This window comes from Vibrio sp. B4-6 (assembly GCF_963888245.1).
Lineage (GTDB): Bacteria > Pseudomonadota > Gammaproteobacteria > Enterobacterales > Vibrionaceae > Vibrio > Vibrio anguillarum.
In genome coordinates this window covers 1-22,776 of record NZ_CAWPIM010000003.1, presented here as the reverse complement: position 1 = coordinate 22,776, position 22,776 = coordinate 1, and the positions used below count along the sequence as shown (strand labels likewise).

Here is a 22,776-nt window from a genome sequence, read left to right as displayed (position 1 = left end):
TAGACATAAAGGAAACGACACGTTTATAACATTATGAAAAATTTCATTAAAATACTCCCACTTGCAGTCGTACTTACACCATCTTTCAGCTTCGCAGCCAATTATGCAATAGAGGCACGAGGGGATGCGATGGGTGGTGTAGGGGTTGTATCTGCGAACTTTCTCACGGCTCCATTTTATAACCCTGCACTTGTGGCTATTTATCGTCGTAACGATGACGTAGGTATGATCGTTCCGAGTTTCGGGATTTCTTATAATGATGAAGACCACATGGTCGATGATTTAGACAGCATTTCAAGCTTCATAGAAAAAAAAGATTACACAAATACTGAACAGCTGCAGAAAAGTTTAGATAATTTACAAAATGATAAACTAAAAGCCGAAATTGGCGGTGTTGTCGCCTTTGCCATTCCTAACCAATTTATAGCGGCTAATTTATTCGCCAAAGCCTATACCGAAACGTTTGTCACTCCTGATATTTACAGCGGCGAAAATACTGCATCATTAACTCCTGAGCTACAAACTGTCGAAAACGCAGAGCTCAGCGCAGTGAACGCTGTTTCCGTTGGGGTAACAGAAGTGGGTTTCTCGCTAGCCAAGTACCAAACATTTTTAGGCCAACATATTGCCTTTGGTGTAACACCTAAACTTCAACGCATCTACACCTATGTATATTCAGCAAGCGTAACCGATTACGATATCAAAGATGCACGAGATAATGGCCAAGGTGAAACCATGTTCAACCTTGATGCCGGCGCATTGTGGTTTTATGGGCCTTTAAGAGTTGGATTTTCCGCAACCAATTTAGTCAAGAGAGACATTCAAACTCAATCTTACACTAAGAGTCTTAAGAGCCAATTCGGTAAAACACGAGACATCAATATTGGCTACGCATACCAAATGAGGCCACTTTATACAGTAGGCGTAGGCATTGTTGCAGACTATGCCACATTAAGCGTGGATTATGATCTTAATGAAGAAGAGCGCTACACTAATTTTAACGACAATACACAGATGATTCGAGTAGGTGGTGAAATCGATATCATGCGTCAGTTAAAATTAAGAGCAGGATATAAGAAGAACTTAGCATACGATAATGTTGATGGAACAATCACAGCAGGGGTAGGGATCTCACCTCTCAATCTCTTCCAACTGGACATTGGAGCTAGCTATACAAACGATAATGCGATGGGAGCTTACATAAATTTCCTTGCTAGTTATTAACTCGATCTCTATAGTCAGGCTCCTAATCAACCGGAGCCTTTTTAAATGTTTGATGATATTCCAACTTTATCTCACCAAGAACAGCAAGAAGCTGTTGAGAAAATTCAACAACTAATGGCTCAAGGTATCAGTACCGCAGAAGCCATAAAAATCGTTGCATCCCAAATTAGAGCAGAAAAATCTGCAGATAAAACGAATTAATTCTCAACCTAACTATTTCCATTGCATAAGAGCGTTCACTCACTAGTGGACGCTTTTTATACCCTTATTATCTCGACTTTAAATCATTACAAACCAGAAACGAATTCATTGCACATATCGAATTCGATCGAACAGAAAAGGATAATTTTCAATAAAAACAACAAGATATGGTAGGATAAAAAACTGTACGAATATCACGAATCGACCTAGTGTAATTTTATTACATGTCACTGCGTTCATCTCGAATAAGTGCTGATCGTGTTAGGGTAAACAAAATGCACTATAACAGAATGGAATTGCCGACAGGGCAGCTTGTAACACCCCAAGAAATTTTAGCCGGTATAGCGTTGTTAGAAATTGAGGCGGTCAACGATGTGAAAACACTATCTAAGCTGCTTAAATTCGCGCGAGCAATCAGCAAAATAAAGGCATAAATTAGCCCCGTAAGGGGCTTTTATCTTTCATTTAGTCGATTTGCTCATTAAATAAAAAGGTAAAATCAACAATGCGATAGAGAGGCCGTAAAAAATAGGAAGTAAAGAAACACTTATACCAGCCTGAAGAATAACGCTATCACCCATGGCATCTGAAAAAGTTCGTATAAGCCCGATAACCGCACCCAAGATCCCGCTCAAAATTAAAGAATAAAAAGCGCAATGAATTGCAGCAGTTTTAGATTCAAACCAACCAACAGCACAAGCTAGAAGACTAGGGATAGCCACAATTAAAAAGCTACTCAAATCTATAAATTGCAATACATCACCAAGAGACGCTATTTCATTTATTATAAGAAAAGTACTAACTACATATAAAATTTTTATAAATTTACTAATCATATTTACCACCAAAAACCGTACATAAGACTGTCAGGGTTACGTGGTAGACGCAGCATAGAATCTCTATCTTGCATGTAACGCCTTACAAAGTTTCGTTGTTTAGCACCTGCTGATGGTAGATCACTGATTGCAGCAATTAACCGCTGGACTTGAGGATCGCTAATTGGCTTTCCACTCTCCAACGCCTCATGAAGCTCAGGAACAAGCACTTTATACAATTTATTAGCAGCATTTCTCTCGGACACACGACCATAGATTTGCTCTATAGCACTCGTGATTAACGATGATGACATAACATTCTAAGCAACAAAGTTCATAACAAGTGATTATCATAAAAGAAATCTAACAAAGAATGCCCAAAGAAAAACACAATATTGAACCAAGATTACCACAGGAAATTATGTTAAATCGCTAGGTTTCCCCCCTAAAACATCCCTCAGACGCTCATTCGTATACAGCTAAAACTCATTATTACCTCAGAGTTAGCGCTTTATTACAATGGTTCCCGTTTCCACCACGCGAGACTCCTTCGACGCCAGAACTTTTGCCGTGTGTTTTTCTTGTGAGAAAAGTGATTTAGCTGATGTCATAGGTTGGCTGATACAAGGGGCATGCTCTTGCTTCTGATAATGAATTTCCCAATTTCGAATTTGAGTGTTGTAGCGCATAAAAGCAAAGCCTGTAATATTCTTAATAGTGGTGCTACCTTTTTGGTAAAAACCATAATCACGAAAACTCATATAATTAATCAATCCTTTACCGTGGTTCTCCACGTCATTGTATTGCTTATCTTCTTTGCCACCTTCCACATGGTAAACTCTGATTACTTCATCTCCCCAGTCATCCACAACAAAAGAGCAACCGCTAAAGTTTGGTGTGAAAACATATAAATGGTCGCGATGAGGATCGGGGTGTTTGGGTATATTGAGATATTTGCCTTGCGCGACCCAGTAGGCCATCTCTGATGTATTTTTATCGGGCTGTTCACCTGAGAATGTGTCGATGACTTGGATAGTACCTACTGTTCCATGAGTGTATTTGTACTGCATGCCACTAAAAACAAGTTCACCACTCTCTCTTACTTCCTTTTGAGTCTCAGGGCTGAGTGATGAGATCTGAAGAGCGACGACGTCAGTGCTAACAGGCTGATTAGCAAAGCTGGAATCAAGTAGATCAGATGGCAATACGCGTTTTCCTATCGCATCGTTCATTCCCATTCTTGATGCTGGCATAGGTGACAAAATTGCATCAGGAAACTCTCGTTCTTCACCCACATAAATATGGTTATTTTGTTTTTCCACTTTACGGTCAGCGACTATCTTCTTTCTATGCTCAGCGTATCGAGCCTCACTAGCTTGAATTTCTTGCCAGCTTTTTTTTCGCTCCTGAAGTCGTTCTTTACCCTGTCTTTCAATTTTTTCTCCGGGGCTCTCTTTTGTTATTACGGGTTCCTTAATAACTTGCTTTACTGGCATTAAAGAGCTTGTAGGCGCAAAATTGCTAGCAGTAGCGCGATCTAATGCTGCCTTTGATGCAGCGGATTCCCTAGCCATCTCACAACTCGCACAAGGACACTCTAGCGGGTTAGGATGCATCACGGGACACTTATGAGGTTTAGAAGGGTCAAAAATATCGGCTAAGTTCATATCACAATCCATTCGCTTTATCTGAATATACGCATAGTACTATTACAAAGAAAACATGTGCGCAATATATGCGCTTAAGTTAAACGGAACTGATGTCACCATAAAAATCATCTTTATTTGTTTTGTTGCGTATTGCTACAAAAGAATAATGAAAAAACACCGCTAAGCCTGATAGTTAGGTGGAAAGTACCCCCGTAGTACCCCCGTAGTACAAGACGGGGGTTCTCGTTCGCTCTCGCTCCTCCTCCTCAGTCCTCGTCGTCGTGCACGCTCTCTCACGAGCAAAGATCCTAATTCTCAATAAATGATCCTGTATGAAAGAGGCAAGGGCATTGCTCGACACTCGCAAAGCCCAAACGCTGAACGTCCATAGGGTTGCAGTGGCATAAAGCCCCACTGATGCGGAGAGGCTCTGCGAGGGGATGTTCTAGCAGGATGAAGGGTGGCAGCATGTCGATAAGCATGGGCAGTTAGAAACCGCGCCGATTGAATCTAGAGAACCACTAACCCTAGTCGGGCGGCTTGGTGCATCGTTCGCGCACGCGCTCTCTTATCCCTACGGGGTTGGTATGTCATTTTTTGACATACTCGCGCAAATCGGTATGTCATTTATCGCTTGGCAGTAAAAAGGCCGCTAAGCGGCCTCTTAAAAAATAGAGTTGAGTTTGACTTCAGCGCGTTCAGGAACTGGCGCATCCAGTGCGCGCGGTTTGCAAAATACGTTTAGATTCATGTTGTCTTTTGTCAGCTTGAGCAAGCAATCGTCATAGTGAGCGTATTTGATATCGTTGGCCGCGAGAAACGTATCATCAAAATAATACGTTCCGTCTGGTGTTTTGGCCTCAAGCGTAATAAAGAACTTGAAACCATTTGGCCCTTTTTTTGTGGTATGGCCCGTGTAGTACAAGTTTTGAATATCATACAAGCCAAGCATCGAACGTAAACCATCTAAACGCCCAGAACCAGATGGACCACCGGAGCCACTAGCAGCCGTATTGCTATTCCCACCATCAGATACAGAAGAATTAGACGAAGAATCCGCCTTATTGCTGACACTGGACGATTGAGAAACGCTAGATTGAGTCGAGTCCGCTTGCGCGTCCTGAATCTCCGAAGAAGAACCAAAAACCAGACGGGATAAACCATACGTTAAGTATCCTATGCCTAAAATGATAATTAGAAAAACCGCAATGAGTGCCGGATTTTTCGCTAACACATTGAGAGCGCCAGAAGCACGAGCAATACCCGTCGCTGTTGACTTGTAGAGCAAGAACGCATCAAGCGGTATTTTTTTCTTGGTAAGATTAGGGTCTTTGCCCTTTGGTATCACTGGCGTTGATGTGTTTTTAGCGTTTTTAGCGTGCTTATAGATGTAAGGCTTGCGTTTTGCCCAAAAGAATTGGTCACGGCCTTTATGGAAAAAACATTGCTCAGCCGGTGCGCGGATTGCTGAATCAATTTGACCCCAATCAGGCGATAACAACTCAATATCCCAGTTATATTTTCTATGACGCTGAAAACCCTCATTAAAAGAAAATGGGTAGATTATGCGGCCTTGGTCGTCATATTCTGCTCGACCTCGGTCGTCAGTCTCAGACGGGTCTAAATTAGTCATATCAGCAGGCGTATAGCGAGAGTAAAAAAACGATTCGTAATCCTTGGGAAGTTTTGGCAAGAATTCAGACAAAGGACGATAAAATACTTTATCCATCCTGAACCCAATGTTTTTAGAGAAGATGTCCTGACACTCATCAATAACAATCAGTGCGCCAAGAGGACACCAACAAAAAATACGAATAAGGCGAGTAGTAGACGGGAACTCTATATCAAGACGCTTCTGAATAGCATCAAGTGGCTGCATCCCTTCAATGTTAGTGACAACAACGCGCCCCGCCTTTAAGGCTTCAAAGATAACAAAATAGACAGTATAAGCGGATTTATAAGAGCCATTCGGGCCAGTTCTAATCGTGATAGCCATCGTTAAAACCTCGACACTGAAATAACAAACGCAGTGGTAAAGCCTGTAAATATGATGTTTATCGCCTGTGGTATCTTGAAAAGGAAAGCATAAAAGCGCAACTCGTCGGGCAAAGCATTAAACGTTAATATGATTATTTGAGTGAATCCAATATCATTTAATAAATATGAGGCGGTTTTATAGGCAAAGACCAAAGAATAAACCATCCATTTCAACTTCAACTTAATATAATAAGCATTAATAAAAATGGTTAGTTGTTCGAAGTAATCTGGAATATTCAAAAAGAAATCAATGATAGTCTGAAAGAAATCACCGATTGACTGAACGATTAATAATAATGATTCCATTATTTACGACTCCCTAGAATTGCTTTGACTGCAATAACTGATGCAATAAACAAGATTACAGCAGCAATTAAATTAGCTTGGTCAATAAAAGCAGGCAATACGCCGGACTTTAAATTTAATTGTTTTCCGTTGGGTAATACAAAGTCTAATGAATGCTCTTTATATTGACCGCTGTTTAATTGCGATACATCAAAGCTAAATATCTTTTTAAACTCATCAATTTGTTGCTCATATTGCTGTTTTAACTCTTCAGTATCAGCAAGAACGGACTCAAGCAAATCAGGCTTATAAAGGCCAACAGTATCGAAGTCGACTTTTCCTTTGAACTCACGACTAACATAAGAGCCAGTGGAGAGCGCATCGTTAAGGCTGTCAATACCTTGACCAAGAGAGTTTAAACCACCTTTAAGCTCGCCAGTTTGATTATTAAGTGCATTAATTACACCAGAATTATCGCCGCCACCAGAGCCGGAACCCATATTAGAATCAATGTTTTCAAGCGTCATCATAATATTATCAAGATATTGATTAGATGTTAACACCGCATCTTTAGTAAGACGGGTATTCATATTGGTCATATCAATGGATAATTTTTGATTTAACAGCGCCCTATGTGTTCTCTCTGTATTTCCTTTTATATTGGAAATATAAAATGAGTAATCATTACCAGAGCCGCCGCCATTATTAATATTATTAAGTGTATTTAAAATGGAATACAAAGGCTCTGAATAATTAGGAGTTGGCTTATTAGCCATATTTGACAGTATATTTTTTTGACCGCGCGAAACATCAATTAAGTCAGCAAGTAAAGGTGAAATTATATGAGTGGATTTAGCCACCTCAGCATTCATATAAGCACCAATTCGTAAAGCCTTTGCTAATTGTGCGGATGATGAATCAAGACCGGAGATAACACCGGGCATAACTGCAAGTTGACCATCTATAACGTGATTATAATGCGGGTCCGTAGGGTCGGGGTCAGGATTAGAACCGCCGTTGTCAGTGCAATTACCGTTAGCGTCACAGGTGCCATTGGTGTCATCAGAGCCCGTACAGGCATCACCAGTTGTCACAAAATAGCCCGTACAATATTGAAGTTTATCAGAACACGTCCAAGTATTTTGCCCCTCGATACCCTCAGAGGCTCGACAGCCATCAACACAAGCGGAAGCAATACGAGCAGTGCCAAGTGGCCATTTTAAAGACGGAGTATTTCCAATTGGGCAAACAGCAGCATGAGACGCAACAGAGGTTAGGAACGCGAGCAGTAAGAAGAGAATGAAAAGAGCGGTATTGATTGCGCTACGCATGTAACCCCCCAGAAGTAAGAAAAAACGCCCCCAATCAGGAGGCGTTGATACCAGTGTAGACCCCGTAAACGAACGCCCCACCAGTTGAAAGAGCAATAAGAACAGTGATGACGTCCGAAACGAGTTCTAACATGTTATTTCATTGCACCTACAATCATGCGCAGACCAAAGCCAACCGCAGCCATTGTAATTAAGCCAACAACAACAAGGCTGTAGTTTGACTGGCCAGAAGTAACAGCCGCTTCGATAGACTCTGGAACAGTAACAGCGAATGAACTTGCAGAAGCTACCGCAGCAGTAACACCAGTTGTGATAGTTGCAGCGTGTTTTTTCATGACGTTGATAAATTTCATAGTATTTACTCTCTTTACTAAGTTAATGATTAACCTCGACCGAGGCCTTTTAAAACACGATCCAAAACATGACCAGAGACGAAAGCTAATAATAAATAACCGCTAACGTCAGCGTATAATTGAGGGTCGATAGTTAACGAACCTAGCGAACTGCTTTGTAATTGTTCCAACTCACTAGGCGTTAATATGACGTAAGTACAATTAAACTCTTGTGGGGCAAGCATTAAATAGCCGTTGTATTGTATTACGCAGTTAGACATTATTTAATTAAACCACACGCTTTAAAGTGGGCTTTAATCTCTTCATCCACTGGAATTAATTTCGTAACGATAGAGCCCGAAAGAGGGTCATCCATATTTAAGCCTAAATCCACTTCATACTCACGGCGTGGAACGAGAGCACCAACACGCTCAAGCGCATAGTTAAAGTCAATGATTAGCGGCTGGTCATACTTGGAGACTTCACCCGATTCACCAACAGTACGACGAGTCATTTTAAACTTGTCGTTATCAATATTAAGCGGCTTTAGAGGACGCGAAATATTAAGTTGTGCGAATTCGCCTTTAAAATCGTTTTTGAAAAATGAAATACCCAATACAAAAATAGATGGACGAGACATAGTAATTTACTCCAAAGCATTAATTAATTTTCGGTGCATAGAGGGATACAATAAAACCGTATCGTCCCTAACCAGGGTGGTGACAACTTTTTCAAAGTCGCCTTGATAAAGTTCAAGTAAAGAATTAACCAAGCGGCCATATTGTCGCTTAGCCCAATAAGACGCAGCTAATACATCACAAGCAACGCGCTTTCTAGATTTAGTTTTTGTTATTACAGGCTCAACGGTATTTGAGAGTAAAGAGGCGGCATAAGCATTTAATGCAACAAAGCCCCCGACAGGATTTAATAATATATCCGTGTCCCATTTTTTTAATTCAACCTCAGAGCGATACCACGAAAAATCCTCAGCCGTAATATTACGCTCTAATTTCTTGTTATATACGCGCCAATATACGAGCGACTGACGAGAGCCAAAATTACGCTCTTCACGAGAAAATATTTTATTGCCGCTCTCGTCCCAATCCCACTCATCGCCATTGGATATTTTAGGACTGAAACCACGAGAACGCTTAAAGCCACCGAGACGCGAAACGTTTTCCGCAGCCTCACAAGTATGTAAACCGTCGTAATCATCAAAGGCTAAATCAATACGCGAGAGTTGCTTACAACATAAAACCGTTGAAATCCAATGATGCAAGAAACGACAAGAGCGATTAGCAAACAGATGCTTGCAGCCGTGGCCTGTAATCTGAAAATGCACAGTATCGCGATTTCCGCCGAACCCAACTTGGCCGCAATAGTCATCGCCATATTCGGAAGTTAAAACAAACGAATCCTCGTAGAACTGGAAGCCTTTACCACGTTAAAACCAAGCACGTATTGAATAAAACGTCTTAACGTTTCTTGCAGGTAATCCATTGTCACTTCACGGAAGTAGCGATTATAAGCCTCAATAATATCATCAATCGTTTTCGCATGATGTTGTGAGAACTTAGGAGCCTCAGGAAAGTGAATACCAGAGTAGGGCGCGTCTTTTTTGCAGTGACGCAGGTCAGCCAATTTAACGGTAAAACAGAGGTAATCGATAATCACAGGTGATTGCTCGTAGTCCTCGATAAAGGTGTATTCGTTAACGGTATGGTTAACAAACTCAGGGCGTAGACCGGATTTTTTAGGGCGATACACATAGTCAGATTGTACTTTGTGACCTTGTGACTTTTTCCCGAAGACCTGAACGTTGTCCATATTAAGCTGATAAAGCATCCCTGAGCGGCAGTCAGGACAGCAGCAATTAACCGGAGATTCGTAGTTAGTACCACAGTCCATACAGGCGAATTTCATGATTCAATCCCCATGATAGCCAGACGCTCGGTCAGTGTGGTGTTGGTGATATCAACCAGCTTGTAATACAAGCCTTGAGCGTTGAGATAGTTAACAAGGCCAGTGTAAGAGCTGAAATAATCCCATTCGCCGGAAATGTAGACAGATACGGAGTTGTCAGGCATTAAGTCGTAGTAGATTTTTTCAGCAGCCATGATTAAGCCCCAACCAACACAAAACCGACAACGCCCTAAAGTTGTTTGAGCGGCCACCCCAGAAGCTTAGGGAGCGACCTAATGTAAATTCCGATTTAACGGAAGATTAAATCCGTTTATCCGGAAGTTCAAGATACGAAGAATCGGAAGAAATGAGCTAGAATGATCAAAACGGAGGGATTGCCATGTATCAAAGTCAGCTATTAGATGCCTATAAAAAGGCCCAAAACTACATACAAGACAAACAAATTGCGCACGATTTGAATCTAAATCCATCGAGGATATGCGAAATGCGCAAAGGTATGCGCTATATATCTGATGAGGAAGCGGTTTTTCTCGCAGAGCAAGCAGGAATTGACCCCGAGCTGGCTTTACTCGGATGCCACGCAGACCGCAACGAAAACCCAAGAATAAAACAGCTATGGGAACACATAGCAAAAAAGCACAACGGGCTAGGATTAAGAACAATATCAATGGGTTGCGGAGCATTGGCGCTAATAGTTAGCACCAAAACGGAAGCTATATTACAGTGCGCATTATATATCTTATGTTAAATGAGTGATAGCAAAATGAAAGCGCCATACCTTTGTGCGCTTTCTAGGGATGTAGTCATTAAACATAATCAGTATTTACCATAAAATACCTAATAACTAGTCTGATAATCGAAGATTTCATTCTAGTTATTAATACGTTAATTTCCGGCTAGTTTAACTCTGAAACCTTTCTTTTCTAAATAAGCTTTAATTTTGTCTCGAGCATCACCCTGGATCTCTATTTCACCATCTTTTACTGAGCCGCCACACCCACAACTTTTCTTGAGTTCTGCCGCGAATAGCTTTAGTGCTGTATCATCTAAATCCAAGCCGGTCACGATACTCATGCCTTTCCCTTTTCGCCCTTTTGTTTGACGATGGATTCTAACCACTCCATCACCTTTAGGGCGTTCTATAACTTCAGGCTCAGCTTTGATACGGCCTAAATCCGTAGAATATACAAGTGTCATAAATCATTTACTTCTTTAATTGTTCTGCTTTCTGTTTTGCAAGCAAATAAGCTTCGATATGTTTTTGAATAGCCACTTTTGAACCTTTGATTAAGCGACCATTGAAAAAGCAATACCACCCATTGAGCTCACCTGTATCATTCTTCAGTGTAAAGCCGCCAAATTGCTCTTGTTTACCATTTGGAGCTTCTCTCTTCTTACCTACCGAACTGAACTCTCTAGGATCAATGATAGAGGCAGTATCACACCACCAGTCTATGCTTTTTTTAACTGCCGCAAGGTTACCAGTCAAAACATGGTTTTTGATCTTAACTTGCCATATATCTGTAGAGTTAGGCGCAGATGTAAGGGTAAATCCTCGATACGTCGCTATAGCCATATGTTATTGGTCTTTTTAATTATAGGTTAGTTAAATAATAATTGTATCTTCACCGTTATCAAGTATATTTATCGATAAACCATGTTGTTATAGTGCATCAAGATGAAAAAAAACATCCCTCTCATCACAGATCCTATGATTTTAAAACAAAAGGTTACCGAATTTTCCGGCACAGTTTGCTTTGAACAATTTCAACATTTGACACATTGGCAATATTCGAAGAACTCCGCTTTGGCCATGGCTAAAGATTGGAATCATTTTGTTATATTTTGCAAAATGAGATGTGTTACTCCTCTTCCTGGCTCGACAACAGCTGTTAGGCAATTTATCGAAACGGAAGCTCGTTTGAGAAAATACGCGACAATCAGGCGTTACATAGTCACCATTGGTATCATCCATCGCCTACTTTCGATGAAAGACCCCACGCAAAACCGACTCACTCAACTTTCTTTGTTTCGTCTTAAAGGAGAGAAAGGTGATGATGCTAAGCAAGCGACACCGTTAACGAAAAAACATTTATTGGCACTAGATATACAACTTATTCATTCACCTCACAAAAAGGATATCCGCGATCTTGCCATCTATTATGTGATGTTTGAGTGTGCTTTGAAACGAAGTGAGCTTAAAAAACTGAGTACAGGCCAAGTCTTAACTGTGGATGGGCAAATGAAGATCATCGTGGGAAATGTCGATTATTATCTTTCTGAATCGGCCTCTCTTGCACTTAAAAAGTGGCTACAATTACTCAATAAAGAGTCGAACATTGTGTTTTGTTCAATCGATCGCCATGGCAATATTTCAAATAGATCTTTAAATGATGCATCTATTTTCCGTATCTTACGTCATGCAGGGCAACGTTTAGGCATATTTGAATTGAGGTTTTCAGGCCAATCAACCCGTGTTGGTGCAGCTCAAGAACTGGCTAAACAAGGTTATAAAACTCAAGATATTCAGCAATTTGGACGATGGTTAAGCCCTGCAATGCCAGCTCAATACATTGGTAAGCTCGACATTGCAGAAAGTGAACAGATGAAATTTAAGGTCATTAAACCTTTTGATTGAGTGACGTTGTCACGCAATTGGCTAGAAATTCATGAAACCTATGCCCATTATGCTCTAACATTTTAGGAAACATTGAAATGGGAGTCATGCCTGGGAAGGTGTTAACTTCATTAAGATAAATGTTTCCTTCTGGGGTTAAAAAGAAATCAATACGTGCAAGGTGCCTAAGCTTCATGTGGGTAAAAACCCTAGCAGCACAATCACTTATCATTTCTAATTGATCTCTAGTTAAATTCTGAGCTTGTACTTCAGTCATCGAATGGCTAGTCGCACTGTATTTTTCTTCATAAGTATAAAATGCGTCTTCTGGTGCGATGATCTCACCCGGCTTAGAAAGATATAAAACACCATCAAGCTGATAAGCGGCAACTTCTAATTCCCTAGGTTTCACTGCTTTTTCAACCAGAACTTGTTCCGAGTAGCTAAAAGCCGCATCGATTGCGCTGTTGAGCTGGGAAGCCTCGGTGACTTTGTAACAACCAACAGATGAGCCTTGTCTCGCCGCTTTAATAAACACACTTCCCCATTTTTCCAGAGCCTGATTACACTGCTGATGCGCTTGTGCATTATTTTCTGAAAGAAAAAGATAAGGTGTATTAGGAATACCCAGCGCATCGTACCAAAGCTTAGATGTAATTTTATTAAAACTGTTAGCACTGGCTTCTGGACCACAACCTAAATATGGGATGCCAGCCAGCTCGAGCATCGATTGAATGTCGCCCGTTTCCCCTGGATAACCATGAATGCAAGGAACCACAAAATCGATATTGACGGCGACACCATTGGTATTCAACGTTGCAGCATTCGTATCTAAGAAACTCAGATCGCCCTTTTCACTGTACCAACCATCGGGTCGCATTTCGACGCGAATAACTTGAAAACCTTCTGTTTTTTCAAGTTGTGCTTGTAAATAGTTGGCTGACACAAGTGAAACTTCATGTTCTGACGAACCGCCACCACATAATAATAGGATTGTTGTTTGAGTCATTAAAATCTGTCCATGCTGCTGACGAATAAACTATAAAGCATGATAATCAATTCAGTGTGAAGTTACACGGTTTTAGCCAAGGAAAACCTTTTTACCGTTGTAACAGGCTAAGTTATAAGCAATAAAGGGGCATAAGCCCCTTTGATCATTTATTCGCGATAAAATCCAGAATCAGTTCAACTTATTGAGTGTCGGAAATTCCGAATTTTTGATGGTATCAATACTTTTGGCAAAAGGTTTCATGGCTTGAAACTCGGTTGGCAGTGTTTTGATTGCTTCAACAGCATCGGCACGAGTTGCGTAGTCACCATAAAGTACGGTGTACCACTTGGTTCCATTCACTACTTTATAATTTTCCCAAATAGGTTGGCCGTCAGAATTGGGCAGTTTACTGGCAAACTGATCAACTTTATTCTGTGATCCAACAGCAACGACCTGAATGGTGTAGCCAAAACGCGGATTCATTGCCGTCTGTTTAGCTGTCGGTGGAATGAGCGCTACTGCGGCTTTGCTTTGAGGGCTCATCTTAACGACTTTTTTCTCTGTATCGTTAGGAGACATCTTCACCACATTCGTTTCGACATTGCTCTCAGAAATTCCAGTAGCCATGCCTTCTTGAGCGACTACTGGTTGCTGAACCGGAGCAACTTTGTACTCTTCACGATGGCTTTCAGAGGTGACATCGGTAATGTATGTATCAGATGCACAGGCAGCCAGAAGCACTGATAAACCGACAATTGTGATTTTTTTCATGAATTGTTCAACGCCTTAAGTAGAAATTACTATAAATCATGCCGATAGCGACGCTCAGAATCAAGCTCGCTTTGTGATTATATACCCTTGTACTGTGATTTATGGCACAAAGTCGCAGTTGTCTCACGACGTAATGATCACAATCAAACCAATATAGTGAACAAGGATAGCATTTGTTCGCTAAGCTAACGGTAATTTGTGAGTGAAAGGTTCATCAACATGAACAATTTAAATCCATTCCTGAAACCAAAATCGATCGCGGTTGTTGGTGCATCAGTACGCTCGCTTCGTGCTGGCAATATCGTGATGAAGAACCTACTTCAAGGAGGCTTCGATGGTGCGATTATGCCTGTCACGCCTTATTATCCATCCGTCTGTGGCGTATTGGCCTACAAAAGTATCGCATCTCTGCCTATCGTCCCTGATATTGCGATTTTATGCACGCACGCAACACGCAACGTCACCTTATTTAAGCAATTGGCAGATAAAGGCATCAGCTCCGTCATCGTACTTTCATCTGATATGTATACTGAAGATGCTCAAGGAGTCGAAATCCAAGCCCAATGTTCTAGAATTGCAAAATCGGCAGGAATGCGCATTTTGGGCCCCAATAGCTTAGGGCTGATCCTACCTTGGTTAAATTTCAACGCTTCGTTTTCTCCTGTCACAGCCTTAAAAGGTAACATTGCCTTTATTTCACAATCTGCAGCGGTTTGTACCACGATTTTAGATTGGGCAAATGACAAAGAAATCGGATTTTCAGCATTTATTTCTCTTGGTAATGCCAGCGACATCGATTTCTCTGACTTGCTTGATTGCCTGAGCACGGATAGACACACCCAAGCCATTTTGCTTTATGTTGATACGATTAAGGATGCTCGCCGTTTTATGTCGGCAGCGCGTGCCGCGTCACGTAACCGGCGAATCTTAGTATTAAAAGGAGGAAGAACGCTTGCTGGACGTAAAGCGGCGCAAGCACATACTGGTGGAGACAATACACTCGACATTATTTATGACTCCGCAATTCAACGCACGGGTATGTTACGGGTGAATAATACCCATGAACTCTTTGCCGCTGTTGAGACACTCACTCACTCCGTTCCATTGCGAGGTGAACGTCTTGCTATTATTACCAATGGTGGCGGGCCAGCTATTATGGCCGTCGATACCTTGTTAGATCGAGGCGGAAAACTTGCCGATCTTGAAGAGTCTACTTATCAAAAACTAAATCAGTGCCTGCCTAAAAGTTGGTCTCACAGTAATCCGGTCGATATGGTGGGTGATGCGGATCATACTCGCTACGTTAATACACTAAATGTGCTGCTAGATAGTGATAAAACCGATGCCATTCTCATTATGCACAGCCCATCTGCGATTGCGCAGTCTGAGCAAACCGCTCAAGCGGTGGTCGACGCGATTAAAGCGCACCCTCGCCATAAACGTTTTAACATCCTAACCAATTGGTCAGGTGAACTTACCGCGCGCCCGGCTAGACAAATATTTACCCAAGCGGGCATTCCAACCTATCGAACGCCAGAAAGTGCAGTAGTGGCATTCATGCACTTAGTCGAGTACCGTCGAAATCAAAAGCAACTAATGGAAACGCCGACGACCGCAGAACCCGTTCACGTGTCAGAAATACACAGCGCGCAGCAATGGATAGCGGAGCAACTGGATATACACCCTACCCGCCACCTTGATACACACCAAATAGGCAAGCTATTTAAATGTTTTAATTTTAACGTATTGCCAACCTGGATAGCTTCTGATGCCAGTGAAGCAGTACACATTGCCGAGCAAATTGGTTACCCAGTCGTGGTGAAATTACGTTCGCCCGATATTGCGCATAAGTCAGATGTGCAAGGCGTGATGCTCAATCTACGCAACCGCCACGAAGTGGCAAGTGCAGCGCAAGCGATATTGGATCGCACGCAGATCTCGTATCCTTCCGCTAATATTCATGGGTTATTGGTTCAGGCAATGGCAAAGCTCGCTGGCGGCGAAGAGCTCAGGATCAAAGTGATTACTGATACAACCTTTGGCCCGGTCATTTTATTGGGACAAGGTGGTTCAGAATGGGATGAATCAATCGATGCCGCCGCCGCACTACCCCCACTGAATATGACGCTCGCTCGTTATCTGATTGTCAGAGCAATACGCAGCGGGAAAATTCGGCTGCAAAAACTACCAGAGCCAATGAATATTGATGGGTTATCTGAGTTTTTAGTTCGTATCTCGCAGATGATTATTGAATGTCCACAAATAGATGAATTAGATATTCACCCGGTTTTAGCCAATGGCAATCAATTCACCATATTGGATGCCAACTTAGTCCTAAAAGATTACCAAGGTGACGGACAAAGTAGATTAGCTATCCGCCCCTATCCAAGTGAGTTTGAAGAAAGTGTGATCCTAAAGGACAACTCGGCCATTACCTTACGCCCAATCTTGCCCGAAGATGAGCCGCATCATGCAGAGTTTATCCGTAACGTATCAAAAGAAGATTTGTACAAACGCTTTTTTTCGGATGTCGGCGAGTTTAACCATGAAGCCTTAGCCAATTTTACTCAAATTGACTATGACCGAGAAATGGCTTTTGTCGCAGTGGATCATACCAATGATCAAGAGAGTATTATTGGCGTTTCGCGAGCACTCATTAACCCTGAGAATAGCGATGCTGAGTTCGCCATCTTGATCCGTTCGGATTTAAAAGGAAAAGGTTTAGGTAAAATCTTGCTGCAAAAAATCATCGACTATTGTCGCTTGAAAGGAACCTTACAAATTTCCGGCATGACCATGCCAACCAACCGAGGCATGTTGACGCTAGCGCAAAAATTAGGTTTTGAGATTGAAGTGCATTTCGAAGATGGGACGGCAGATATGGTTTTGATCTTAAATAAACCAGAATAAAGCCGTAGCGATCAGATTTGATCACTGCGATCCGCCCAAAATTTTAACTTAGCACCCAGTTTTTCTTGAGGTATTGCACACACCACGACTTTGCTTCGCCCATTTTATTACGCCGCCATGCGATAATGATCTGCATCGATTTATCTTCAGATCCGCTGATTGCTTTCAGTTTACCTGAGGCGATCAGTGGCTCTGCTATCTGTTTCGGTAATGTGCCAATACCTAACCCTTCCACTAACGCGGCACATTTTGCGCTGAAATTAGTTACCGTCAGGCGCGGCTGTTTTTGCAAAATATTCACGCTCATTGCAGGCTGGTCACGCGCGGTATCGGCAATCGCAATCACTCGATACTTTTGCCTTGCTTCTTCATCAAATGCACCGCTTCGTTTGTGCACGTAATGCGAGCTGGCCGCTACCCAAACCATTGACATAGTTCCTATGGTTTCTGCTTTTACATCTTGTGGTAACGTATCGATACGTGGGCAAATCAGCAAATCGGCTCGATCGGTTGAAAGTGACTCCCAACACCCCGCTAAAATTTCTTCTTGAAGACGGATTCGTGTTTTACTGACATTACCTAACGCTTCAACCATTGGGAAAAAATTATGAATAGGGATAATACCGTCAAATGCGACCGTCAAATCCAGTTCCCAACCATTCGCTAACAAGGTTGCGTCATTCACCAATTTTTCTGTCGCCGATAAAATGGCTCTACCCCGCTCAAGAATGAGCAAGCCGGCTTCAGTAAACGTCGCTTTATGCCCTGAACGGTCAAAAATAGTGATGTCTAAATCTTGTTCCAATTTTTGGATCTGATAACTCAGCGATGATGGTGCACGGCTTAGCTCATTTGCCGCCGCAGCAAAGCTGCCTCGTCTATCAATCGCATCTAAAATATGAAGCGCTTCTAAGGTAATTGGACTTTGCAAAATGGACATCCTTTGGTGAAATTGCAGTGAATATGCAATAACGAGTATGCCTTATTTATCATCGCTATGGTATCTCTGACGGGATGGAAAATAGACAAGGGGGACTGGTTTGGAACCAAAAATCGTAGAAATAACAAAGCCAGTTTAATACTGGCTTTGAGACACATTCATTTAAAAAGGGGTAGAAAAGTTATCAATGAGTGAGTCTATTTCTTATTTTCTGACATCTCTTTCTTAACCATGACCGCTGCAGCCACGATAAAAACGATGATTAATCCAAGCTCCATGTAAAACCTCGATAAGTGTTTAAAATTAAAGGTTAAAATATAAACAACGCGATTCTAGCAGACTAGAAAAATATTGACAGCTTTTAACGTATTGCTAACGTTTTTAGCGACTCAGTTCAAAAAGAGCGTGAATAAAGAAAAATGGTAATTTTCATCACATCCGTAACTCTAGATTGTTATATTCTCTTCCTACTTGAAGTACAGCGGTGTTTAACAACGTACCGCCTAACTCAAAAACCCACTGTAAACACTGAACTTCAATTTTGCACTAAAGTCGCCAAGCGTTGACAATCCCTCTTGAGCCGTTTGTTATGTGATTGTTGCACAAGATTTACATTAAGGGCTCAGCTATAATCCATACGCACTAAGTTAACTATAATAAAATGGACATGATATGAAAGCTCTTATTTATGAAACTCTTATTAGCCTTGCAAACCAAGACCCTGAACAACATGCAAAAATTCGCGAAAATCTGTATGAACAGTTGGGCTTGCCTTTGGACAAACAATTAGCTCTATACTCTAGAGCCCTTGGGCCAGCAAGTTCAGGAAAACTTGAAAATGACCAAGCGATCAATAATGCAGTTGAAAGTGCCATTAAGCTGCTAGAAACACCTGAGCACTAGCCTTGCATTACTAAATATCAGCGGCTCACAACGTCAAGGGCCGTTTTTATATGCTCATTTTCTAACAAATTCTCAACGAATTTAGACAAAATTATCACTAGTAATACTTTTAGAGAAAACTAAAACCTCGATTTTTGAGACAACTCCCTTCTTTGACGGCATGCAATAAGAATCTTGTTCTTTTCAATTATCGTTGAAGAATGCCAATCAATAATTTCATTCAACGATCTGAAACATCCCAAACAAATATCCATTTCATCTAAACAGCACTGTTTAATACACGGTGACTTGGGCTCTTCGACCTCACTCATTTTCCTATCTTCCATAACAAAAATCCTATCACATTTCCGCAGTAGTCTTTATTAATGAAATCATAGTAAAGAATTCGGCGTACACTAGCACTAGTGTACCCCACAAAAAGTGGACACAACATAGCTACACACTTTCGTACGCAACTGGACTGACGTAGCCCAACGCTGAGTGCTTTCTATTTCGATTGTAATAGATCTCGATGTATTCGAAGATCCCCATTCGAGCTTCTTCGATATTCTGGTAGTCTTCTGCATATATCAGCTCGACTTTCAGTCGACTGTAAAACGACTCCATCACCGCATTATCCCAGCAGTTGCCCTTACGGATCATGCTCGGCACGCCACCATGCTTACGCATGAAGTCCTGATATTCATGTGCTCTGTATTGTACACCACGGTCTGAATGGATTATGACGCCTTTCGGCGGCTTACGTGACTTGAACGCCATTTTCAGGGCATTGGTAATCAGTTGAACCGTCATCGTCGTATCTAACGACCAACCAACAATACGGCGTGAATGCAAGTCCAGAACCGTAGCTAGGTAGAGCCAACGGCTCTTCACCCAGATGTACGTAATGTCTGTCACCCACTTTTGATTAGGGCGCGCTGCTTCAAAGTCTCTACGTAATAAATTATCAGCTACATTCGTCATCGCGGCAATATCCTTAGTGTATTTGAATCCTATACCATTGCGCGCTTTGATACCCTTTTCTTTCATAATATCAGCAACATAGTTAACGCAACAGGCATGGCCTGCTTCGTTCAACTCATCGGTAATTCGAACAGAACCATAACGAGCACGATGCTTGGCAAAGGTGCACATCACTAACTGTTCAAAACGGCACCGCCGCTTTGAGCGTTCACTTGGCTCTCGATTCAACCACTTGTAATAACCACTAGGCGATACATCAAGGGCGTGACACATATGGATAACTTTGTATTCCCCAACATAACTTTCGATATACTCGTACTTCACTCTTGCTGCTTCGCGAAGCTCTTCAGACTCTTTCTTCGTGTAGTCAACACCGTCTAAGGTGTTAAACTGTTTATCAGATAGGCGTGTAAATTGACGCTTCCAGTTCCGTATTTGCTGGGCGCTGACGCCCAACTCCTTGGCAACGGAGACGGCCGTTCGACCAGGAAGACTGGCCAGGCGCACTGCTTCTTTGCGGAACTCTTCGGTGTACGCTGGATTTCGATGTTTAGCCATAAATCACCTCTCAATTAGACCCTAGATCTAACTTAGTAAAGTGTCTACTAAACGTGGGGTACTCGGGCACATAACGCCCGGTTAAGGGGCTGACAACGCAAAACACCGAACCTAAAATAGCAACCGTAATCACAAATGTTGATTTAAGCAAAAACCGCCACGCGTTGGCAATCCCTCTTGAGCCGTTTGTTATACCGTGATCCGATGCATATTGTAGGAACTTCTTTATCAATTGCCATAGTGCCGTATAATCGCGGCCAAATTACACCACAACAATCCATCAGTGAGTTGCAAATGTCCAAACTATTTTTCAAAGGTCGAATCGATGCTAGACAAAACCACGTCATTTCAGGCTACAACGTAAACCGTGATGTAAAAGCAGGCACTGACGAGGCTCCAATCAATGTTGTCGTCCCAACCGAGGCTCGTAAAGCAGAAATAGAAATATTACTTTCTGAGCACTCGATAGTGGCTGATATTGTTATTGGCTCAAAGCAACCAGAGAACACAGTTGAGCTTAATACGCTATTAAACAAACCTAAAACTATTACCTATGACAAAACACCAAACCGTAATGAACCGTGCACTTGCGGAAGCGGGAAAAAGTACAAAAAGTGCTGTGCTTAAACCCTCGATAATTACGTCCAAAGCCGTCTTCTGACGGTTTTTTTATAAACTAGAACCTATACGATGCTCTGCGCGTAAGTTAAAACGGTATAACGCCCGCCTAAGGGGCTGGCAACGCATAGCCGAACTCAAAAAACACACTGTAAACGCTGAACTTCAATTTTGCACCAAAGCCGCCAAGCGTTGGCAATCCCTCTTGAGCCGTTTGTTATGAAAATTCAATAAGATAAACTGACTTTACTCGATCAAAAGCCACGATTGCAATGGTTGAGTGATTCAAGAACCAACCCAAGTAAGAACCGTGATAAATAAGCAGCCAAAACAAAGCCCACCTTTCAGCAACCAACCAAGCTTTTGAATCAGACAAACTCAACAAGCAAGACTTTCAGCAAGTGCAAAATGCTCGAATAACTTGCTCTTTCCACACTTTGCGCACGCTGAATTGGCAACAAACCAGCACCAAAACTCATTGAGGCAAACAAAGAACCTTGCCTGTTTTACGGTTTGAGTTAACCACGAATTTGAGGGTGAAAGTGCTCATTTGCCGACAACACAAAACGAATGGTCAGAGAAATCCCAAAAGATTGAATCCCTAAATTTACCTGAGTTGCATAACGCCCGCTTAAGGGGCAGACAACGCTACTACAAAGCTTCCGCATAACACCGTAATCACACAAACCAACGCATAGTGAAAATGCCGCGCGTTGGATGTCCCTCTTGAAGCGTTTGTTAGTTTTTATGCTGCAACAAGAACTGCTCTAACATTTTACCCACCAATTCCGGTGATTCTTGATGCGACGAATGTCCTGTCAATGGGATATTGGCAAAACTACAACCTGCAATTTTCGACTTTAAAGCCACTGCCTCATCCAATGAAAACAAGAAGTCATTATCACCTCGCATTACTAATGTCGGGCAACTAATTTTTTCAACTAATTTATGTGGATAGCCAGATTCTGTTGTATCAAGCCAGACTGTTTTTACAGCGTCTACGAGTTTAGGGAAATCCGGGTTAGGATTTGACGCCTCATATAAAGCAACATCATCGGCAAACCTTGATGACCAAAATTCAGCCGTCAAACCACTTAGTAATTCAACAGATGGATCATCTGCCTCTAATCGCCACTGCGAACCCAGTGTCACCAAACAAGATACTCTCTCCGGTTCTTGTATTGCTAAACGATAACCTACGATACCACCGTCACTAAAACCAAAAATCGAATATTTCTCAATACCCAAATAGCTAAGAGCATGCTGAACGTCTTGTTGATATTGCATGTAACTAAGTGGACGATTGCCTAAAAGGGACTTCCCGTGACCACGGAAATCTATACTTATCAATTGATAGTCAGCAGCAACATATTTATGCATTGAACTTAACTCATTCAACGAACCAAGACCGCCATGAAGCATCAATAATGGCTTGCCGTCATGATTACCTGAAAGCTCGTAATAAATCTCGGAGCCACTAACACTTACATAACCATTTTTATTTTTCATTTTATCGACCAACTACGTTTGTATTGATTGCCACCCCTAAACCACCGCCTTGGGCGGTGGTGATTGAACCTCGGGGCTATTGCCCGCAGAAGTGCCCATGTTAGAAGTAAACCTCTTATTCACCACAAGTAAGAGGAAACAAAAAACATGGGCGACTACAGAAGTTCATCACATGTCCATTGGCGTTGTAAATACCACA

General features: G+C 41.9%; 27 protein-coding genes. 8 read left to right on the top strand and 19 right to left on the bottom strand.

Going from position 1 to position 22,776, the window contains the following annotated elements; translation table 11 throughout:
* Positions 1-33: 33 nt before the first annotated feature.
* The 3 genes from AACV20_RS00910 (at position 34) to AACV20_RS00900 (ending at position 1,859) form a co-directional block, all read left to right on the top strand.
* Positions 34-1,224 carry a conjugal transfer protein TraF gene (locus tag AACV20_RS00910; RefSeq protein ID WP_013867795.1) on the top strand — a complete coding sequence of 397 codons (1,191 nt, stop codon included), beginning with the start codon at positions 34-36 and terminating at the stop codon, positions 1,222-1,224.
* Between the two features lie 45 nt (positions 1,225-1,269).
* On the top strand, positions 1,270-1,425 hold the full coding sequence (locus AACV20_RS00905; protein ID WP_013867794.1) for a YoaH family protein: 156 nt from the start codon (positions 1,270-1,272) through the stop codon (positions 1,423-1,425).
* Between the two features lie 275 nt (positions 1,426-1,700).
* Positions 1,701-1,859 carry a hypothetical protein gene (locus AACV20_RS00900; protein ID WP_017049555.1) on the top strand — a complete coding sequence of 53 codons (159 nt, stop codon included), beginning with the start codon at positions 1,701-1,703 and terminating at the stop codon, positions 1,857-1,859.
* Between the two features lie 27 nt (positions 1,860-1,886).
* Here AACV20_RS00900 and AACV20_RS00895 read toward each other — a convergent pair whose 3' ends face one another.
* From AACV20_RS00895 to AACV20_RS00845, 11 genes are all read right to left on the bottom strand, one after another.
* Positions 1,887-2,261, bottom strand: a complete 375-nt coding sequence (locus tag AACV20_RS00895) for a MotA/TolQ/ExbB proton channel family protein (protein ID WP_017049554.1) — start codon at positions 2,259-2,261, stop codon at positions 1,887-1,889.
* A gap of 482 nt (positions 2,262-2,743) precedes the next feature.
* Positions 2,744-3,907: a cytotoxin gene (locus tag AACV20_RS00890; RefSeq protein ID WP_170895284.1), complete on the bottom strand. Its 1,164-nt coding sequence runs from the start codon at positions 3,905-3,907 to the stop codon at positions 2,744-2,746.
* A gap of 646 nt (positions 3,908-4,553) precedes the next feature.
* Positions 4,554-5,885, bottom strand: coding sequence for a zonular occludens toxin domain-containing protein (locus AACV20_RS00885; RefSeq protein WP_170907797.1), 1,332 nt, complete (start codon positions 5,883-5,885; stop codon positions 4,554-4,556).
* A 2-nt stretch (positions 5,886-5,887) separates the two neighbouring features.
* Positions 5,888-6,232, bottom strand: coding sequence for a DUF2523 family protein (locus tag AACV20_RS00880; protein WP_094131635.1), 345 nt, complete (start codon positions 6,230-6,232; stop codon positions 5,888-5,890).
* Positions 6,232-7,542 (bottom strand): hypothetical protein, encoded by a 1,311-nt coding sequence (locus tag AACV20_RS00875; RefSeq protein WP_170907796.1) that lies wholly within the window; start codon positions 7,540-7,542, stop codon positions 6,232-6,234. The genes AACV20_RS00880 and AACV20_RS00875 overlap by 1 nt, the downstream gene beginning before the upstream one ends.
* Positions 7,543-7,676: 134 nt before the next feature.
* Entirely contained in the window at positions 7,677-7,895 is a 219-nt protein-coding gene (locus tag AACV20_RS00870; protein WP_017041960.1) for a hypothetical protein, read from the bottom strand.
* Between the two features lie 29 nt (positions 7,896-7,924).
* Entirely contained in the window at positions 7,925-8,155 is a 231-nt protein-coding gene (locus tag AACV20_RS00865) for a hypothetical protein (RefSeq protein ID WP_026028490.1), read from the bottom strand.
* Positions 8,155-8,514: a DUF1293 family protein gene (locus AACV20_RS00860; protein ID WP_170907795.1), complete on the bottom strand. Its 360-nt coding sequence runs from the start codon at positions 8,512-8,514 to the stop codon at positions 8,155-8,157. Before AACV20_RS00860 ends, AACV20_RS00865 begins: the two co-directional genes overlap by 1 nt.
* A 6-nt stretch (positions 8,515-8,520) precedes the next feature.
* Positions 8,521-9,216, bottom strand: coding sequence for a replication initiation factor domain-containing protein (locus AACV20_RS00855; protein WP_306685542.1), 696 nt, complete (start codon positions 9,214-9,216; stop codon positions 8,521-8,523).
* Positions 9,217-9,275: 59 nt separating this feature from the next.
* Positions 9,276-9,797: a hypothetical protein gene (locus AACV20_RS00850; protein ID WP_249929774.1), complete on the bottom strand. Its 522-nt coding sequence runs from the start codon at positions 9,795-9,797 to the stop codon at positions 9,276-9,278.
* Positions 9,794-9,991: a hypothetical protein gene (locus AACV20_RS00845; protein ID WP_094146970.1), complete on the bottom strand. Its 198-nt coding sequence runs from the start codon at positions 9,989-9,991 to the stop codon at positions 9,794-9,796. The genes AACV20_RS00850 and AACV20_RS00845 overlap by 4 nt, the downstream gene beginning before the upstream one ends.
* A gap of 185 nt (positions 9,992-10,176) precedes the next feature.
* Between AACV20_RS00845 and AACV20_RS00840 the strand changes: the two genes are divergently transcribed.
* Positions 10,177-10,545: a DUF3693 domain-containing protein gene (locus AACV20_RS00840; protein WP_170907794.1), complete on the top strand. Its 369-nt coding sequence runs from the start codon at positions 10,177-10,179 to the stop codon at positions 10,543-10,545.
* 137 nt (positions 10,546-10,682) lie between these two features.
* On the opposite strand, the gene yciH is transcribed toward AACV20_RS00840, so the two are convergent.
* Positions 10,683-10,994: a stress response translation initiation inhibitor YciH gene (gene yciH, locus AACV20_RS00835; protein WP_170907793.1), complete on the bottom strand. Its 312-nt coding sequence runs from the start codon at positions 10,992-10,994 to the stop codon at positions 10,683-10,685.
* Between the two features lie 7 nt (positions 10,995-11,001).
* Positions 11,002-11,373, bottom strand: a complete 372-nt coding sequence (locus AACV20_RS00830) for a DUF3319 domain-containing protein (protein ID WP_170907792.1) — start codon at positions 11,371-11,373, stop codon at positions 11,002-11,004.
* 102 nt (positions 11,374-11,475) lie between these two features.
* Here AACV20_RS00830 and AACV20_RS00825 point away from each other — a divergent pair, with 102 nt between their 5' ends.
* Positions 11,476-12,435, top strand: coding sequence for a tyrosine-type recombinase/integrase (locus AACV20_RS00825; protein ID WP_170907791.1), 960 nt, complete (start codon positions 11,476-11,478; stop codon positions 12,433-12,435).
* On the opposite strand, the gene AACV20_RS00820 is transcribed toward AACV20_RS00825, so the two are convergent.
* Both AACV20_RS00820 and AACV20_RS00815 read right to left on the bottom strand, forming a co-directional pair.
* Positions 12,419-13,423, bottom strand: a complete 1,005-nt coding sequence (locus tag AACV20_RS00820; protein WP_129533074.1) for a D-alanine--D-alanine ligase — start codon at positions 13,421-13,423, stop codon at positions 12,419-12,421. The two genes, AACV20_RS00825 and AACV20_RS00820, sit on opposite strands and share 17 nt — an antisense overlap.
* Before the next feature lie 171 nt (positions 13,424-13,594).
* Positions 13,595-14,176 carry an SPOR domain-containing protein gene (locus tag AACV20_RS00815; RefSeq protein WP_013867790.1) on the bottom strand — a complete coding sequence of 194 codons (582 nt, stop codon included), beginning with the start codon at positions 14,174-14,176 and terminating at the stop codon, positions 13,595-13,597.
* A 219-nt stretch (positions 14,177-14,395) separates the two neighbouring features.
* Between AACV20_RS00815 and AACV20_RS00810 the strand changes: the two genes are divergently transcribed.
* Entirely contained in the window at positions 14,396-17,086 is a 2,691-nt protein-coding gene (locus AACV20_RS00810; RefSeq protein WP_170907790.1) for a bifunctional acetate--CoA ligase family protein/GNAT family N-acetyltransferase, read from the top strand.
* A 43-nt stretch (positions 17,087-17,129) separates the two neighbouring features.
* On the opposite strand, the gene AACV20_RS00805 is transcribed toward AACV20_RS00810, so the two are convergent.
* The gene (locus AACV20_RS00805; RefSeq protein WP_170907789.1) at positions 17,130-18,017 is read right to left on the bottom strand and encodes a LysR family transcriptional regulator; all 888 of its coding nucleotides are present in this window, start codon (positions 18,015-18,017) and stop codon (positions 17,130-17,132) included.
* 681 nt (positions 18,018-18,698) lie between these two features.
* Between AACV20_RS00805 and AACV20_RS00800 the strand changes: the two genes are divergently transcribed.
* On the top strand, positions 18,699-18,929 hold the full coding sequence (locus tag AACV20_RS00800) for a PAS factor family protein (RefSeq protein WP_013868597.1): 231 nt from the start codon (positions 18,699-18,701) through the stop codon (positions 18,927-18,929).
* A gap of 119 nt (positions 18,930-19,048) precedes the next feature.
* Here the strand turns inward: AACV20_RS00800 and AACV20_RS00795 are convergent, their stop codons facing one another.
* Positions 19,049-19,255, bottom strand: coding sequence for a DUF1289 domain-containing protein (locus AACV20_RS00795; protein WP_017048743.1), 207 nt, complete (start codon positions 19,253-19,255; stop codon positions 19,049-19,051).
* 109 nt (positions 19,256-19,364) lie between these two features.
* Positions 19,365-20,450 carry an IS3 family transposase gene (locus tag AACV20_RS00790; RefSeq protein WP_272870259.1) on the bottom strand — a complete coding sequence of 362 codons (1,086 nt, stop codon included), beginning with the start codon at positions 20,448-20,450 and terminating at the stop codon, positions 19,365-19,367.
* A 294-nt stretch (positions 20,451-20,744) separates the two neighbouring features.
* On the opposite strand from AACV20_RS00790, the gene AACV20_RS00785 reads away from it, so the two are divergent.
* On the top strand, positions 20,745-21,077 hold the full coding sequence (locus tag AACV20_RS00785; RefSeq protein ID WP_170907787.1) for a PBPRA1643 family SWIM/SEC-C metal-binding motif protein: 333 nt from the start codon (positions 20,745-20,747) through the stop codon (positions 21,075-21,077).
* 729 nt (positions 21,078-21,806) lie between these two features.
* On the opposite strand, the gene AACV20_RS00780 is transcribed toward AACV20_RS00785, so the two are convergent.
* Positions 21,807-22,577: an alpha/beta fold hydrolase gene (locus AACV20_RS00780; RefSeq protein ID WP_026028670.1), complete on the bottom strand. Its 771-nt coding sequence runs from the start codon at positions 22,575-22,577 to the stop codon at positions 21,807-21,809.
* Between the last annotated feature and the right edge of the window lie 199 nt (positions 22,578-22,776).